Consider the following 13,784-nt stretch of genomic DNA (forward strand, 5'->3'; position numbering starts at 1 on the left):
GCAGCCTGACCATGCCTGACATGTCCGTACCGTTCATCGCCGTCGTTCCCGCGCGCCTCGCGTCCACCCGTCTGCCCAACAAGCCGCTCGCCGACATCGGCGGCAAGCCGATGGTCGTGCGCGTCGCCGAGCGCGCACGCGAATCGGGCGCGCGCCAGGTGATTGTCGCGACCGACTCGGACCGCGTGGTCGAAGCCGCGCGCGATCACGGCATCGAAGTGATGTTGACGCGTTCGGATCATCCGACCGGCACCGACCGCCTCGCCGAAGTCGCGACCCGGCTCGGCTGGGCCGACGACACCATCGTCGTCAACGTGCAGGGCGACGAACCGCTGATCGATCCGCAACTCGTCCGCGACGTGGCGTCGCACCTCGCGGCGTTTCCCGCCTGCGCCATCGCGACCGCCGCGCATCCGATCCACGACCCCGCCGACGTCTTCAATCCGAACGTGGTGAAGGTCGTGCTCGATGCGAAGAGCATCGCGCTGTACTTCTCGCGCGCGCCGATTCCCTGGACGCGCGATCTCTGGCAGCCGCACTGGCCGGACGTCGCCGCGCTCGGACAACTGCCCGCGGTGCCGGACAACGTGCTGCGCCACATCGGCCTGTACGCCTATCGCGCGAAGTTCCTGCGCGACTTTCCGAACCTCGCGCAGGCGCCGATCGAAGCCGCCGAAGCGCTCGAACAACTGCGCGCGCTGTGGCATGGCGAACGCATCGCGGTGCGCGTGACGCAGGATGCGCCGCCGCCGGGCGTCGATACGCCTGCCGATCTCGCCCGCGTACAAGCGCTCTTCCCCGCGTCGAACTGAAACACTGAAAGCTGGAGACAACCCGTGTAAACCCCGCCGGAACGCCCGGCCGGCGCGGTTCTCGGGGTTTCCTATGCGCGTTATTACGGTCGCGGCCGTAAAGAGCCGTGGCATAATCGAACGATTGCGCGAGCCTTCCGGCCAGCGCCACGCTCAACGTTGCGCCGCTGTCCGCAGGTGCCCGCCGTCTCCAATCGGCTGCGCGCCCTGTCGTCGACGCCGCACGAGCCAGGCCATCGGATGTCAACGAGCCTCGCGGCGTGAAGCGGTTTCTAGACGATTCGGAGATATCACCATGCGTTTGATCCTGTTGGGGGCACCCGGTGCGGGCAAGGGCACCCAGGCAAACTTCATCAAGGAAAAATTCGGCATTCCGCAGATTTCCACCGGCGACATGCTGCGCGCGGCCGTCAAGGCTGGCTCGCCGCTCGGCGTCGAGGCGAAGCGTTTCATGGACGCGGGCGAACTGGTGCCGGACTCGCTCATCATCAATCTCGTCAAGGAACGCCTCCAGTCCGATGACTGCAAGAACGGCTATCTGTTCGACGGTTTTCCGCGCACGCTGCCGCAAGCCGAAGCAATGAAGGAGGCGGGCGTCGCCATCGACTACGTGCTCGAGATCGACGTTCCCTTCGACGAAATCATCACGCGCATGAGCGGCCGCCGGGTTCACGCGGCGTCGGGCCGTACGTACCACGTCAAGTTCAATCCGCCGAAGGTGGACATGACCGACGACGTCACCGGCGAACCGCTGATCCAGCGCGACGACGACAAGGAAGAGACCGTGAAGAAGCGGCTCGACGTGTACGTCGCGCAGACCAAGCCGCTGATTTCGTACTACAACGACTGGGCGAAGAACGGCACCGCGCCGAATGGCCTGAAGGCGCCGGCGTACCGCGCAATTTCGGGTCTCGGCACTGTCGATGAAATCCGCACGCGCGTGTTCGACGCGCTGAAGTAAGCGCGCTTCGCTTCGCGTTCTTCGCGTTCTCCAGAACCCGCTTCCCAGGAGCGGGTTTTTTTACGCCTGCCGATCGCGGGCGCGGCGAGCGGCTTCGCTACAATCGACGCGGCTCCCACAAGGACACCACAACGACACACTTCCGGCGAGCGGCATCCACCCCGCCCTCGCCTGCACGCATCACACAAAGGAGAAGAGACATGGAGATTCAGGGCAACGTGTTCCTCATCACCGGCGGCGCATCGGGCCTGGGCGCCGCGACGGCGCGCCTCGTCGCGTCGCTCGGCGGCAAGGTCGTGCTCGCCGACATGAACGAGGCCGCGGGCGAAGCGCTCGCACAGGAACTGTCGGGCGCGTTCGTCAAGTGCGACGTGAGCCAGGAAAGCGACGGTCAACGCGCCATCGAATCGGCGCTGTCGCTCGGCACGCTGCGCGGCCTCGTGAACTGCGCGGGCATCGCACCGGCGGCAAAGACCGTGGGCCGGGACGGCCCGCATGCGCTCGATCTGTTCTCGAAAGTGATCGCGGTGAATCTCATCGGCACCTTCAACATGATCCGGCTCGCGGCCAATGTGATGTCGAAGAACGAGCCCAACGGCGCGGGCGAGCGCGGCGTGATCGTGAATACGGCGTCGGTGGCCGCGTACGACGGACAGATGGGCCAGGCGGCCTATGCGGCCTCGAAGAGCGGCGTGGCGGGCATGACGTTGCCCATCGCCCGCGACCTGAGCAGAAGCGGCATTCGCGTGATGACCATCGCGCCGGGCCTGTTCGAGACGCCGATGCTGCTCGGCATGCCGCAGGAGGTGCAGGACGCGCTCGGCGCGATGGTGCCGTTCCCGCCGCGCCTCGGCAAGCCCGACGAATACGCAATGCTCGTCAAGCAGATCTTCGACAACCCGATGCTCAACGGCGAGGTGATCCGTCTGGACGGCGCGATCCGCATGCAGCCGAAGTGATGGCGTTTCAGTTATGAAAACGGCGGGCTTCTTTCGAAGTCCGCCGTTTTTTATTCAGTCGCCGTTTTGCTGGGTGCGCTGCCGCAGCTCGTGCAGTTCGGTTTCGACGACCGTCGCATCTTCCGCGTCGGGCCGATGTTCGATGTAGCGCTGCAAGTCCTCCAGCGCCGGACGCAGGTAATCGAGCCGCGCATAGGCGAAGCCGCGGTCGCGCACTTCCTCGATGCTGTGCGGCAACGTGATCACCAGCCGCTCCTGCACCGCGAGCAGGCGCTGCCAGCGCTCCGTCTGCAGATAGATGGACTTGAGGTTGCGCAGCATGCGCGCGACGATCTCGCGCCGCGTCGCGGGCTGCAACAGCACGCGCAACGCACTGCCGATCGATTCGCCGGCACGCTGCACATACGGCTCCAGCATCTCGACCATCTGCGCTTCGGAGAGCGTCTGGCCGGTGGTCGGATCGAGCATCAGATCTTCTGCGGGCAACGCGACGCGCAGCAGGAAATGCCCCGGAAACGACACGCCCCGCACCGGCAGGCCGAGCTGGTCGGCCATTTCCAGATAGATCACCGCGAGCGAGATCGGAATGCCGCGCCGGCGCCGCAGCACGACATTCAGATGGCTGTTGTCGGGATCGTAGTAATCGTTGAGATTGCTGGAGAAACCCAGCTCGCGGAAAAAGTATCGGTTGAGCGCATCGACGCGCGTCCGGACGTCAGCGTCGTCGGGCAGGCGGCGGCGGGCGCGCACGACCAGCTCGTCGATCTCGGCGAGCACGGTCTGCATGTCGAGATCCGGGTACGCGTCCTGGGCCAGCGACAACGCCGCTTCCGTGAGCGGAAGCGTGTCGTCGTCCGCCATCAGCGACGAGAAGTAGTCGAGGATACGCGTTGTCGTCATCAAAGCGTGCGTCTCTTGAAGTAGGCGTACTTGAAGCCCATCGCGGAAAGAATACCGAAATATAGCGCCGCGAACACGACCAGGCTCGCGCCCAGCAACGCGATGCGCAGCATCGGGGTGGCGCGCATGCCGATCCAGTCGAAATTGATCGCCACCCAGTGCATCACGCCCGCAAGAATCAGGCACGCGCCGAGCAGCTGCACGACAAAACGCGCCCAGCCCGCGGACGGCCGGTAGATCTGGCGGCGGCGCAGGCCCACGAACAGCAGCGACGCATTGGCAAGCGCGCCGAGGCCGATCGACAGCGTCAGGCCCGCATGGGAGAAGATCGGCACGAACAGATAATTGCTCACCTGGGTCATGACCAGCACGAAAATCGCGATCTTCACCGGCGTCTTGATGTCCTGCTTCGCGTAGAAACCCGGCGCCAGGATCTTGATGAGGATCAGGCCGATCAGCCCGATGCCGTACGCCGACAGCGCGCGGCCCACCATCACCACCGAATGACTGTCGAACTTGCCGTAGTGGAAGAGCGTCGCGGTAAGCGGCTCGGCGAAGAAGAACAGCGCGACCGCGCTCGGCGCGGCCAGCAGGAAGGTGATGCGCAGGCCCCAGTCGAGCAGCGCGGAGTATTCGTCGTTATTGGCGTCGACGTGCGCCTTAGAAAGGCTCGGCAGCAGGATGGTGCCGAGCGCCGCGCCCAGCAGCGCGGTGGGGAATTCCATCAGGCGGTCGGCGTAGTTGATCCACGACACGGCGCCCGGCCCGATGTTCGATGCAATGTTCGTGTTGATGATGAGGCTCAGTTGCCCGACCGAGACGGCGAAGGTCGCGGGCACCATCTTGAGCAGCACGCGCTTCACGCCCGGATGCGCGAGCGCGCGCCGGAAGTTGAAACTGATGCGCGGCATCATGTCGATCTTCTTCAGGCCCGGCAGCTGCACGAGCAACTGCAGGATGCCCCCGGCGATCACCGCGTAGGCGAGCGCATACACCGGCACCTTCAGGTGCGGCGCGACGAACACCGCCGCGAAGATGAACGCCACGTTGAGCAGCACCGGCGCGAACGCGGGCAGCGAGAACTGCTTGTAGGTGTTGAGCACGCCGGACGCGAGCGTCGTCATCGAGATGAAGACGATGTACGGGAACATGATGCGCGTCATCTCGACGGCAAGGCCGTACGCGGCGCCTTCGTGGGCAAGCCCCGACGCGACCGCGAACACGACCCAGCTCGCGCCCGCCATGCCCGCCAGCGACAGCACGACGAGCCCCCACGTCAGCACGGTCGACATGGCGTTGACGAGCGCCTTGGTCGGATCGTGGCCCTGGCTGTTCTTGAACTCGGCGAGGATCGGCACGAACGCCTGCGCGAACGCACCCTCGGCGGACAGACGCCGCAGCAGGTTGGGGATACGGAACGCGACGTAGAACGCGTCGGTATAGAGACTGGCGCCGAAGGCTCGGGCGATCAGCGTTTCGCGGATCAGGCCGGTCACGCGGGACAGCAGCGTGAAGCCGCTGACCGTCAGTAGGGCTCGGAATAGATTCATGGGGCGCCCATTATACGGGCCACGTGCGGCGCGTCTGCGACACACCGCCGCTCGCTGGCGGCAAAGCCCGCAACCTTGACCGATCGTGCCAATCCTGCGCGCCATCGCGCGGATGACGTCGCGCTTGTCACGACTCCGGTTCCGTTGCTATAATCGCGGGTTTCGAAGCTCCGAAAACGCCCGGATTGCCCCTTGTGTATCCGGATCCGTGGAGCTTCGCGTCTCTCCCCGGCTCCGGCCGGCGAAGTATCAGCGGTTCCCGGGCCATCACAACGCTGCGTCGCTGCACGCGTTCCCGGGAGTTCAGGCAAGACAAACAGGACAAGGCAGCACGCTCGAACCACCGGCTCAGGCCAGTTCAAGGCCCTCTCCGGCCCGCGCGCTCCAGACAAGTAACAGCAGAAACAGGACAAGGAACCGTCATGGCAAATACCGCACAAGCTCGCAAGCGCGCCCGTCAGGCCGCTAAAGCCAATTCGCACAACTCGGCGCTGCGCTCGAAGTTCCGCACGGCCATCAAGGCAGTTCGCAAGGCTATCGACGCCGGCGACCAAGCCAAGGCTGCCGAAGTGTTCAAGTCGTCGATCAAGACGATCGACATCATCGCGGACAAGAAGATCGTCCACAAGAACAAGGCCGCTCGTCACAAGAGCCGCCTGGCTGCAGCCATCAAGGGCCTGCAAGCCCCGGCTGCCCAGTAATTCCGGCCCGCTTCAGGCGGGCGCCTTACGCTTTCCGCGTTCCGGCGTTCGTCGAAGCAGCTTCCTGTTTCCGCTGCGCAGTAACGAAAAAGCCCGCTTCGGCGGGCTTTTTTGCGTCTGCTCTGCTCCGGTCGGCTTACGACTGGGCGTGCGGACTTCCAGCGTTCGGCACCTCGGATTCCTGCCGCGGCTGCTCGTGCGCCGGCGCGGTCTGCGTGGCGGACGCGCCCTGCGTGCCATGATGCGGCGGCAATTCACACGCCTCGGTCACGAGCAGGTCATTGTCCTTCGCAAAGTTCAGCACGAAGTCGAACGCCATCGGCTCGATGTCGCGCAGGCGGGAATCGACGATCACGACCTTGATGTCGCCGATCATCGTCGGACGCACGTAGATGGAATACTGCAGCCGTGCGTTCGGCCCTCTTGCCTTTGGACCGAAACCCGACATCACACCGCACAGGCGCTCCGACCAGTCGCTCGGCCGAAACTTCCTCCCGTTCTTGGTGATGCCTTGTATGAAATATTCGGTAGGGGATGATTCAGCCATGTAGCAATACCTGTTGACGGCCGGTGACGCGCACCGGCGAACGCACATCCGCACGACGGAAACCGCGGGAGCCAGCGCAGCGAAAGGCGCCGGGCGGTTGTTCGCGAGCTGCTCTCCGTTGAGGAGGAACATTCGCGTCCGCGAGAGGATGGCAGACTCGACAGCACTGGGTCATTCACCGCGATCCGTATGCACAAAACACGCACAAATACACGCCTGCGGGACGCTTGCGAGCCCCTTCGCACATGCGAGTGAAACGGTGCTTGATGTTGCAGAACTGTTGAAACGAGCGAACGCGATTATACCGCAGCGACCTTTTTTCCGCAGCGCACACAAACACGACGCACGCTGCGAAGACGTCCGTGAAGGCCGTCGGACGGGCACGTGCGGCGCATGTGACGGCGCGGACGGCCTCGTCAAACATCGTGAAATCCTTTATGCTCAAACGCGATACCACTCCCGACGGCGGCGCCGTCCGGCCAGGCGCCTCGCAACAGAGTGCAGCGCCACGCGCCGGTTCGGAGCCGCCGCTTGCGTTTCATGACCTCCAAGAAAATTCGCCACTATCTTCAGTTCAAGGATTTTTCGCTCGATGACTACGAGTACGTGCTCGAACGCGCGCGCATCCTGAAGCGCAAGTTCAAGAACTACGAGACCTATCATCCGCTGCACGACCGCACGCTCGCGATGATCTTCGAGAAGAGTTCCACGCGCACGCGCCTTTCGTTCGAAGCCGGCATCTTCCAGCTCGGCGGCCACGCAGTGTTCATGAACACGCGCGATACGCAACTCGGACGCGGCGAGCCGATCGAGGATTCCGCGCAGGTCATCTCGCGCATGGTCGACATCATCATGATCCGCACCTTCGGCCAGGACATCATCGAGCGATTCGCGGAAAGCTCGCGCGTGCCGGTCATCAACGGTCTCACCAACGAATACCATCCGTGCCAGGTGCTCGCGGACATCTTCACGTTCTACGAGCATCGCGGGCCGATTCACGGCAAGACGGTCGCGTGGGTCGGCGACGCGAACAACATGCTGTACACGTGGATCCAGGCGGCGCAGATTCTCGGCTTCAGGCTGCGGCTGTCGACGCCGGCAGGCTACAAGCTCGACGCCGCGCTGGTCTCCGAAGACAGCAAGCCGTTCTTCGAGGAATTCGACGATCCCAACGAAGCCTGTACGGGCGCTCACCTCGTGACCACGGACGTGTGGACCAGCATGGGCTTCGAGGCGGAGAACGAAGCGCGCATGAAGGCGTTCGCCGACTATTGCGTCGATGCCGACATGATGGCGCGCGCCCAGCCCGACGCGCTGTTCATGCACTGCCTGCCCGCGCATCGCGGCGAGGAAGTGAGCGCGGAGGTCATCGACGGTCCGCAGAGCGTCGTCTGGGATGAAGCGGAAAACCGTCTGCACGTGCAGAAGGCGCTGATGGAGTATTTGTTGCTCGGCAAGCTCAATCACTGAAGCCCGCAGCACGCTCATCATGCTGAACGTACAAAACCCGCGCCAGCGGGTTTTTTTCTTTTGCGAGCCACGCTTTCAGAGCGTCACCGGCTCGATTTCCAGTTCCACGTCGAAGCGCGCCCGCACGTCGCGCTGAATGGCTCTGGCCAGTTTGAGCACCTGCGCGCCCGTCGCGCCGCCGCGATTCACCAGCACGAGCGCCTGACGATCATGCACCGCCGCGCCGCCGATGCCGCGCCCTTTCCATCCGCACTGGTCGATGAGCCAGCCCGCCGCGAGTTTCACGCTGCCGTCGGCCTGCGGATAGGAGACGATGCCCGGCTCGCGCTGCCTGAGCGTGTCGAACGCCTGCGCGCTCACGACCGGATTCTTGAAGAAACTGCCCGCGTTGCCCAAGACGGTCCAGTCGGGCAGCTTGGCGCGGCGCACGGCGACCACGGCGTCGAAGATCGCTTGCGCGTCGTAGCCAGAGGCGCCTTCGAGCGCGCGTGCGATGTCGGCGTAATCCGCGCGCGGCTGCCAGCGCTTCGGCAAGCGAAACACCACGGACGTGATCATGAAACGCCCGCGCCCTGCCCGCTTGAAGAAACTGTCGCGGTAGCCAAACGCGCACTGGGTGCGATCGAACTCGACGCGCGCGCCCGTCGCCAGTTCGACGGCGCTGAGGCGCTCGAAGCGCTCGCCCATCTCCAGCCCGTAGGCGCCGATGTTCTGAATGGGCGCGGCGCCGACCGTGCCCGGAATCAGCGCGAGATTCTCGAGCCCCGGCATGCCCTGCGCGAGCGTCCACGCGACAAAGCCATGCCAGTTCTCACCCGCGCCGGCTTCCACGAGCCATGAGCCGGCGTCCTCGGCGATCACGCGCTTGCCCTCGATATTCACGATCAGCGCCACGCCGTCGAAGTCGCGCGTCAATACGAGATTGCTGCCGCCGCCGAGCACCAGTTGCGTGATCCCGGCGAGGCGGCCATCGCGGCACAGCAGCGACGCGGCCTCGACGCTGTCGATCTTCATCGCATGGCGCGCGCGCACGTCGAAGCCGAACGTGTTGTGCGAGCGCAGCGAATAAGCGTCGAGAAGTTCGGGCGCGTGGGATGCGTGAGGCATGAATGACCGCAGGGAGATTCAGGAGAATCGGCGCGGCCTTGGGGAACTCGGCGCCGCGTCGGTAGAATGACGGGAGATCGAATTATAACCAATGCCATTATGCGAGCCGCGCCCAGCGCGCTTGCCTCAACGAAGGAGAAGGCACATGCCGTCGTTTGACGTCGTCAGCGAAGCAAACATGATCGAAGTGAAGAACGCCATCGAGCAGGCGAACAAGGAAATCTCCACGCGCTTCGATTTCAAGGGCTCGGATTCGCGCGTCGAGCAGAAGGAGCGTGAACTCACGCTCTACGCCGACGACGACTTCAAGCTCGGCCAGGTCAAGGACGTGTTGTTGAACAAGATGGCCAAGCGCGGCGTCGACGTGCGCTTCCTCGACTACGGCAAGCAGGAAAAGATCGGCGGCGACAAGCTCAAGCAGGTCGTCACCGTGAAGAAGGGCGTGTCGGGCGACCTCGCGAAGAAGATCGTCAAGATCGTGAAGGACAGCAAGATCAAGGTGCAGGCGAGCATTCAGGGCGACACGGTGCGCGTGCAAGGCACCAAGCGCGACGACCTGCAAAGCGCCATTGCACTGTTGAAGAAGGACGTCACGGATACGCCGCTCGACTTCAACAATTTCCGCGACTGATCGTTCGCGGATTTCAGCTTTCGGAAAAGCCGTTCCGGGTTGTACCGGAACGGCTTTTGTTTGATCGGCCGCTTTTTGACTTCCGAGGCCTTCAAGTCCCGGTCGCGTAACGGCGGCAATGCTCCAGATAGCCGGCCTCGTGACTGCTCACCAGCTGGACGATGCTGTTCCAGAGCCACAACGGCGCATCGATGGTTTTCGACCGGTTGCGGCGCAAGTCGGCCTGCCATTCCTTCCGCGTCGCCGCCTCCATTTGCCGTGCGTGCGCCTTGCCGACCACAGCGGCCAGATAGTGCGCCACGTACATCGCGTCGTCCTTGTCCAGTTGCTCGATTTCGAGCTTCATGTCCTGCGGCAGCAGTTCGCGAATGACGACCGCGCGATCGAGCAGACGCGCCGCCCGCATGCGTTCGCCGAGAAACGGCGAAAGATGCCGCGCGCCTTCGATGACGCGCAACGCGTTGTCGCGCGGCATCGTGACGTCCTTGTAACGCGGAGCGGCCGCCTTCACGCCCTCCTTGATGTCGATGAGACACAGATCGTCTCCCTCGACCACGCCGCCATCCACGTCGAGCAAGACCGCATAGCGCGCGCGGCCGAGCGAACTGCAGCCCTTTACCCAATAGGCGGCGTCGAGCATCACGACGTCACCGGAGTCGTCGCGGCCCCGCAGGCCCGTCGCGAGGCTGGCGATGTCCTTCTCCTGGAAGAGCGCTTCGATCTCGCGACGCTCGCCCTTCGCGAGCGGCCAGAACCGCTTGCCCAGTGGTATCGACGGATGGAGATTCTCGATGCGTTCGCGCGCGAGATGTTGCCACGAGCGCCGGACGGCCTCTTTCATCGTCACGTGAACGGGTTCGGGACGCCGGGACTCGATGTCCAGATTCGAGAACGCTGATTCGTAGCCGGCGGCCAGCGCCTCGATCGTGCGCACGACATTCAGTCCGGACAGCGACGAGCCCCGCGCAGCCGTTGCAAGCGACAGCCCGAGCCGCACCAGGTCATGCACCGGATTGCCGATGACGGTCTGATCGAGATCGCGAATCTGGATCTCGACTTTGCCCTTCGCGTTGGCGATCGGGCCCAGGTTGCCCGTGTGGCAGTCGCCGCAAATCCAGACAGCGGGTCCGTGCGGCAGGGTATCGCCGTTTGCTTCGAGCACCCACTCGTAGAAGCGCTCCGTATTGCCCCTGACGTAGGCGTGCGGGGAACGCGCCATCTTCCATCGGCGTCGTTCCGTCAGTACGGCCTGCCGGCCCTCGGCTTCAGGCAGCCCCTTCCTTGCTCTTGTGATTTTGTTCATGTGCCTTTGCGCCCAGGTTCGAACGCTCCAGGCGCAGAATGCGTGCCGCGGTCTTGCAGTCGTCTTACAGCGGGCATGGCGGATGCGAGTGTGCCCTGCCCAACATAATCATCAGACGATGCAGGCTAGGCTTGGCGCATCACTGCAAGCCACGCACCGCCACGCACGCATGGACAACTATTTCACGACACAGGAAGGCGCGATCCGACGGCTCGTCGGCATCAGGCGCGGCTCGCCGGGCACGCCCGGGCCGTCGATCATCGTCGGCAAGAGGAAGGACGGCGCCGAGGTCAACGGCATCGCCGATATCCTGTCCGCCGTCCGTGCAGGACGCATCGCGAGCTTCTTCTATTCGAGTCCGGCGGATACGTACGTGGTCTTCGTCAGCTGAGCCGGTCCGGCCGGCATCTTATTCGGCTGCTCCCGCAGCCTTCTTCTTGTCGCCGATGCGGCTTTCCTGCCCCGCCAGCAGCTTCGAAATATTCGCGCGATGCCGCCAGATGAGCAGCAGGCTCATGGCCAGCACCGCGAGCGAAATACGGCTGGGGCCGAACAGGAACACTTGGTAGAACGGCGCGAACACCGCTGCGACGAGCGCCGCCAGCGACGAATAGCGGAAGAAGAACGCAATGATGAGCCAGGTCAGCAGCGTGGCGAGTCCGAGCACCGGATGAACGGCGAGCAGCACGCCCGCCGCCGTGGCCACGCCCTTGCCGCCCTGGAAGCGGAAGAAAACCGGGTACAGATGCCCGAGGAACACGGCGATGGCCGCGAGCGCCGTGGCCGTGTTGATGAGCGCCGGATCCCAGCCGAAGCTCGCGCCGAAATGCACGACGACCCACACTGGCAGCCAGCCCTTGAACGCATCGCCGATCAGCGTGAGGATCGCGGCCTTCTTGTTGCCGGTGCGCAGGACGTTGGTGGCGCCGGGGTTGCCGGAGCCGTAGGAGCGCGGATCGGCGAGACCCATTGCGTGGCTGACGACGACGGCAAATGAAATCGAGCCGATCAGATAGGACACGACGGCGACGATCAAAGGAATCATGGTGTCTTTTCGGTGGTGACGAGAGCGGAGTGCATTCTAATCGACGCTTGCGCACTGCACGGGCGTGGCATGCAGCAGGCGCGTCAGGACCTCCGGCGCGAGACTGACGAGATAACCACGCCTTCCGCCGTTCAGATAGATGCGGTCCAGTTCGAGGATGCTGGCTTCGACATACACCGGCATGGCCTTCTTCGTGCCGAACGGCGACGTGCCGCCCACCAGGAAGCCCGAATGGCGGTTCGCGACTTCCGGCTTGCACGGCTCGATGCGCTTCGCCCCTGTCTGCCGCGCGAGGTTCTTGGTGGACACGGTGCGATCCCCGTGCATGAGCACGATGAGCGGCTTGGCGTACTCGTCTTCCATCACCAGCGTCTTGACGACTTGATGCTCGTCCACGCCGAGCTGGCGCGCGGATTCCTCGGTGCCGCCGTGCTCGACGTACTCATACGGATGCTCGCCGAACGCAACCTGATGACGGCGCAGGAACTGCGTCGCGGGCGTTTCGGATACGTGTTTGCTTTTCGACATGGACGCATTGTAGCGGCGCGTCCGGCGCGTCACCATTGGCCGAATGGCCGAGTGTGCGTGCCCCGGCACCTGTGGCACGATCGTTCTCCAGCACAAGGAGATTCCATGATCCGCGACACCGAAATCCAGACCCTTCTCGAAGACACCATTCGCCGCTTCGTGCGCGAGCAGCTCGTGCCGCGCGAGCGCGAAGTCGACGAAACCGACGAGATCCCCGCGGACCTCATCGGCGCCATGCGCGAGATCGGCATGTTCGGCCTGACCATTCCCGAAGCCTATGGCGGTCTCGGCCTCACCATGGAAGAGGAAGTGCGCATCGCTTTCGAACTGGGGCAGACCTCGCCGGCGTTCCGCTCGGTGATCGGCACGAACAACGGCATCGGCTCCATCGGTATCGTGCTCGACGGCACCGAGGCGCAAAAGTCGCACTATCTGCCGAAGCTTGCTTCCGGCGAATTGATCGGCTCGTTCTGTCTCACTGAGCCGGATGCCGGCTCGGACGCGGCCTCGCTCAAGACCAGCGCGCGCAGGGAAGGCGAGTTCTACGTGCTCAACGGCACCAAGCGCTTCATCACCAACGCGCCCGAAGCCGGCCTCTACACCGTCATGGCGCGCACCGGCGACCCTCAGGAAGCGAAGGGCGCGAGCGGCATCTCGGCGTTCATCGTCGAGCGCGGCACGCCTGGGCTCTCCATCGGCAAACCGGACCGCAAGATGGGCCAGCGCGGCGCGCATACTGCCGACGTCATCTTCGAGAACTGCCGGGTGCCGGCGAGCCAGTTGATCGGCGGCGTGGAAGGCGTGGGCTTCAAGACGGCGATGAAGACGCTCGACAAGGGCCGCATTCACATTGCGGCCATCGCGGTGGGCGCAGCCCGGCGCATGCTGCGCGACGCCGTTGCCTATGCCCAGGAGCGCCGTCAGTTCGGCCAGCCCATCGGCGAGTTCCAGCTGGTGCAAGGCATGCTCGCCGACAGCAAGGCCGAGCTTTACGCCGCTGAATGCATGGTGCTGGACGTGGCCCGCCGCCGCGACGAAGGACGCGACGTGTCCGTGGAAGCGTCATGCGCGAAGTATTTCGCCACCGAGATGTGCGGACGCGTCGCGGACCGCGCGGTGCAGGTTCATGGTGGCGCGGGGTATGTCGCCGAGTACGGCATCGAGCGCTTCTACCGCGACGTGCGGCTCTTCAGGCTGTATGAAGGCACGTCGCAGATCCAGCAGGTGATCATCGCGCGCGGACTCATGCGCGGCGCGGAAATCTGAAGCG

The 13,784-nt window shown here is 64.3% G+C and carries 14 protein-coding genes and 1 pseudogene; 8 read left to right on the forward strand and 7 right to left on the reverse strand.

Annotated elements, in window-relative coordinates; all coding sequences use genetic code 11:
* Positions 1 to 20: 20 nt before the first annotated feature.
* From kdsB to QCE64_RS10160, 3 genes are all read left to right on the forward strand, one after another.
* Positions 21 to 812, forward strand: a complete 792-nt coding sequence (kdsB, locus tag QCE64_RS10150) for a 3-deoxy-manno-octulosonate cytidylyltransferase (RefSeq protein ID WP_310004200.1) — start codon at positions 21 to 23, stop codon at positions 810 to 812.
* 295 nt (positions 813 to 1,107) lie between these two features.
* Positions 1,108 to 1,773: an adenylate kinase gene (gene adk, locus QCE64_RS10155; RefSeq protein ID WP_309918220.1), complete on the forward strand. Its 666-nt coding sequence runs from the start codon at positions 1,108 to 1,110 to the stop codon at positions 1,771 to 1,773.
* Between the two features lie 200 nt (positions 1,774 to 1,973).
* Entirely contained in the window at positions 1,974 to 2,732 is a 759-nt protein-coding gene (locus QCE64_RS10160; protein ID WP_309918222.1) for a 3-hydroxyacyl-CoA dehydrogenase, read from the forward strand.
* Positions 2,733 to 2,786: 54 nt separating this feature from the next.
* Here the strand turns inward: QCE64_RS10160 and QCE64_RS10165 are convergent, their stop codons facing one another.
* Positions 2,787 to 3,632: a SirB1 family protein gene (locus QCE64_RS10165; protein ID WP_309918225.1), complete on the reverse strand. Its 846-nt coding sequence runs from the start codon at positions 3,630 to 3,632 to the stop codon at positions 2,787 to 2,789.
* Positions 3,632 to 5,182: a murein biosynthesis integral membrane protein MurJ gene (murJ, locus tag QCE64_RS10170; RefSeq protein ID WP_309918228.1), complete on the reverse strand. Its 1,551-nt coding sequence runs from the start codon at positions 5,180 to 5,182 to the stop codon at positions 3,632 to 3,634. The genes QCE64_RS10165 and murJ overlap by 1 nt, the downstream gene beginning before the upstream one ends.
* A 422-nt stretch (positions 5,183 to 5,604) precedes the next feature.
* Here murJ and rpsT point away from each other — a divergent pair, with 422 nt between their 5' ends.
* Positions 5,605 to 5,883, forward strand: coding sequence for a 30S ribosomal protein S20 (rpsT, locus tag QCE64_RS10175; RefSeq protein WP_309918231.1), 279 nt, complete (start codon positions 5,605 to 5,607; stop codon positions 5,881 to 5,883).
* A gap of 229 nt (positions 5,884 to 6,112) precedes the next feature.
* On the opposite strand, the pseudogene QCE64_RS10180 reads toward rpsT, so the two are convergent.
* Positions 6,113 to 6,430 (reverse strand): annotated as a pseudogene (locus QCE64_RS10180) (DUF3579 domain-containing protein); the annotation flags it as partial.
* A gap of 540 nt (positions 6,431 to 6,970) precedes the next feature.
* Between QCE64_RS10180 and argF the strand changes: the two are divergent.
* Positions 6,971 to 7,900 (forward strand): ornithine carbamoyltransferase, encoded by a 930-nt coding sequence (gene argF, locus QCE64_RS10185; protein WP_309930823.1) that lies wholly within the window; start codon positions 6,971 to 6,973, stop codon positions 7,898 to 7,900.
* 75 nt (positions 7,901 to 7,975) lie between these two features.
* On the opposite strand, the gene murB is transcribed toward argF, so the two are convergent.
* Entirely contained in the window at positions 7,976 to 9,007 is a 1,032-nt protein-coding gene (gene murB, locus QCE64_RS10190) for a UDP-N-acetylmuramate dehydrogenase (protein ID WP_310003667.1), read from the reverse strand.
* 145 nt (positions 9,008 to 9,152) lie between these two features.
* Between murB and QCE64_RS10195 the strand changes: the two genes are divergently transcribed.
* Positions 9,153 to 9,638: a YajQ family cyclic di-GMP-binding protein gene (locus tag QCE64_RS10195; protein WP_309918242.1), complete on the forward strand. Its 486-nt coding sequence runs from the start codon at positions 9,153 to 9,155 to the stop codon at positions 9,636 to 9,638.
* A 91-nt stretch (positions 9,639 to 9,729) separates the two neighbouring features.
* Here QCE64_RS10195 and QCE64_RS10200 read toward each other — a convergent pair whose 3' ends face one another.
* Positions 9,730 to 10,941 carry a DUF2252 family protein gene (locus QCE64_RS10200; RefSeq protein WP_309930825.1) on the reverse strand — a complete coding sequence of 404 codons (1,212 nt, stop codon included), beginning with the start codon at positions 10,939 to 10,941 and terminating at the stop codon, positions 9,730 to 9,732.
* 169 nt (positions 10,942 to 11,110) lie between these two features.
* On the opposite strand from QCE64_RS10200, the gene QCE64_RS10205 reads away from it, so the two are divergent.
* On the forward strand, positions 11,111 to 11,332 hold the full coding sequence (locus tag QCE64_RS10205) for a hypothetical protein (RefSeq protein WP_309918247.1): 222 nt from the start codon (positions 11,111 to 11,113) through the stop codon (positions 11,330 to 11,332).
* An 18-nt stretch (positions 11,333 to 11,350) separates the two neighbouring features.
* Here QCE64_RS10205 and plsY read toward each other — a convergent pair whose 3' ends face one another.
* Both plsY and ybaK read right to left on the reverse strand, forming a co-directional pair.
* Positions 11,351 to 11,986 carry a glycerol-3-phosphate 1-O-acyltransferase PlsY gene (plsY, locus tag QCE64_RS10210; RefSeq protein WP_309918250.1) on the reverse strand — a complete coding sequence of 212 codons (636 nt, stop codon included), beginning with the start codon at positions 11,984 to 11,986 and terminating at the stop codon, positions 11,351 to 11,353.
* 36 nt (positions 11,987 to 12,022) lie between these two features.
* On the reverse strand, positions 12,023 to 12,514 hold the full coding sequence (gene ybaK / locus QCE64_RS10215; RefSeq protein WP_309918252.1) for a Cys-tRNA(Pro) deacylase: 492 nt from the start codon (positions 12,512 to 12,514) through the stop codon (positions 12,023 to 12,025).
* Between the two features lie 105 nt (positions 12,515 to 12,619).
* Between ybaK and QCE64_RS10220 the strand changes: the two genes are divergently transcribed.
* Positions 12,620 to 13,780 (forward strand): acyl-CoA dehydrogenase family protein, encoded by a 1,161-nt coding sequence (locus QCE64_RS10220; RefSeq protein WP_309918256.1) that lies wholly within the window; start codon positions 12,620 to 12,622, stop codon positions 13,778 to 13,780.
* The last annotated feature ends 4 nt before the right edge of the window (positions 13,781 to 13,784 follow it).

Origin of the sequence: Caballeronia sp. LZ043 (assembly GCF_031451075.1) — a bacterium.
Lineage (GTDB): Bacteria > Pseudomonadota > Gammaproteobacteria > Burkholderiales > Burkholderiaceae > Caballeronia.

Excerpts from the sequence above, each read along its gene's own strand:
- murJ (WP_309918228.1), bottom strand. The coding sequence starts at position 5,182 with ATGAATCTATTCCGAGCCCTACTGACGGTCAGCGGCTTCACGCTGCTG.
- kdsB (WP_310004200.1), top strand. The coding sequence starts at position 21 with ATGTCCGTACCGTTCATCGCCGTCGTTCCCGCGCGCCTCGCGTCCACC.
- QCE64_RS10195 (WP_309918242.1), top strand. The coding sequence starts at position 9,153 with ATGCCGTCGTTTGACGTCGTCAGCGAAGCAAACATGATCGAAGTGAAG.
- ybaK (WP_309918252.1), bottom strand. The coding sequence starts at position 12,514 with ATGTCGAAAAGCAAACACGTATCCGAAACGCCCGCGACGCAGTTCCTG.
- murB (WP_310003667.1), bottom strand. The coding sequence starts at position 9,007 with ATGCCTCACGCATCCCACGCGCCCGAACTTCTCGACGCTTATTCGCTG.
- plsY (WP_309918250.1), bottom strand. The coding sequence starts at position 11,986 with ATGATTCCTTTGATCGTCGCCGTCGTGTCCTATCTGATCGGCTCGATT.
- QCE64_RS10205 (WP_309918247.1), top strand. The coding sequence starts at position 11,111 with ATGGACAACTATTTCACGACACAGGAAGGCGCGATCCGACGGCTCGTC.
- adk (WP_309918220.1), top strand. The coding sequence starts at position 1,108 with ATGCGTTTGATCCTGTTGGGGGCACCCGGTGCGGGCAAGGGCACCCAG.
- argF (WP_309930823.1), top strand. The coding sequence starts at position 6,971 with ATGACCTCCAAGAAAATTCGCCACTATCTTCAGTTCAAGGATTTTTCG.
- QCE64_RS10220 (WP_309918256.1), top strand. The coding sequence starts at position 12,620 with ATGATCCGCGACACCGAAATCCAGACCCTTCTCGAAGACACCATTCGC.
- QCE64_RS10165 (WP_309918225.1), bottom strand. The coding sequence starts at position 3,632 with ATGACGACAACGCGTATCCTCGACTACTTCTCGTCGCTGATGGCGGAC.
- QCE64_RS10160 (WP_309918222.1), top strand. The coding sequence starts at position 1,974 with ATGGAGATTCAGGGCAACGTGTTCCTCATCACCGGCGGCGCATCGGGC.
- rpsT (WP_309918231.1), top strand. The coding sequence starts at position 5,605 with ATGGCAAATACCGCACAAGCTCGCAAGCGCGCCCGTCAGGCCGCTAAA.
- QCE64_RS10200 (WP_309930825.1), bottom strand. The coding sequence starts at position 10,941 with ATGAACAAAATCACAAGAGCAAGGAAGGGGCTGCCTGAAGCCGAGGGC.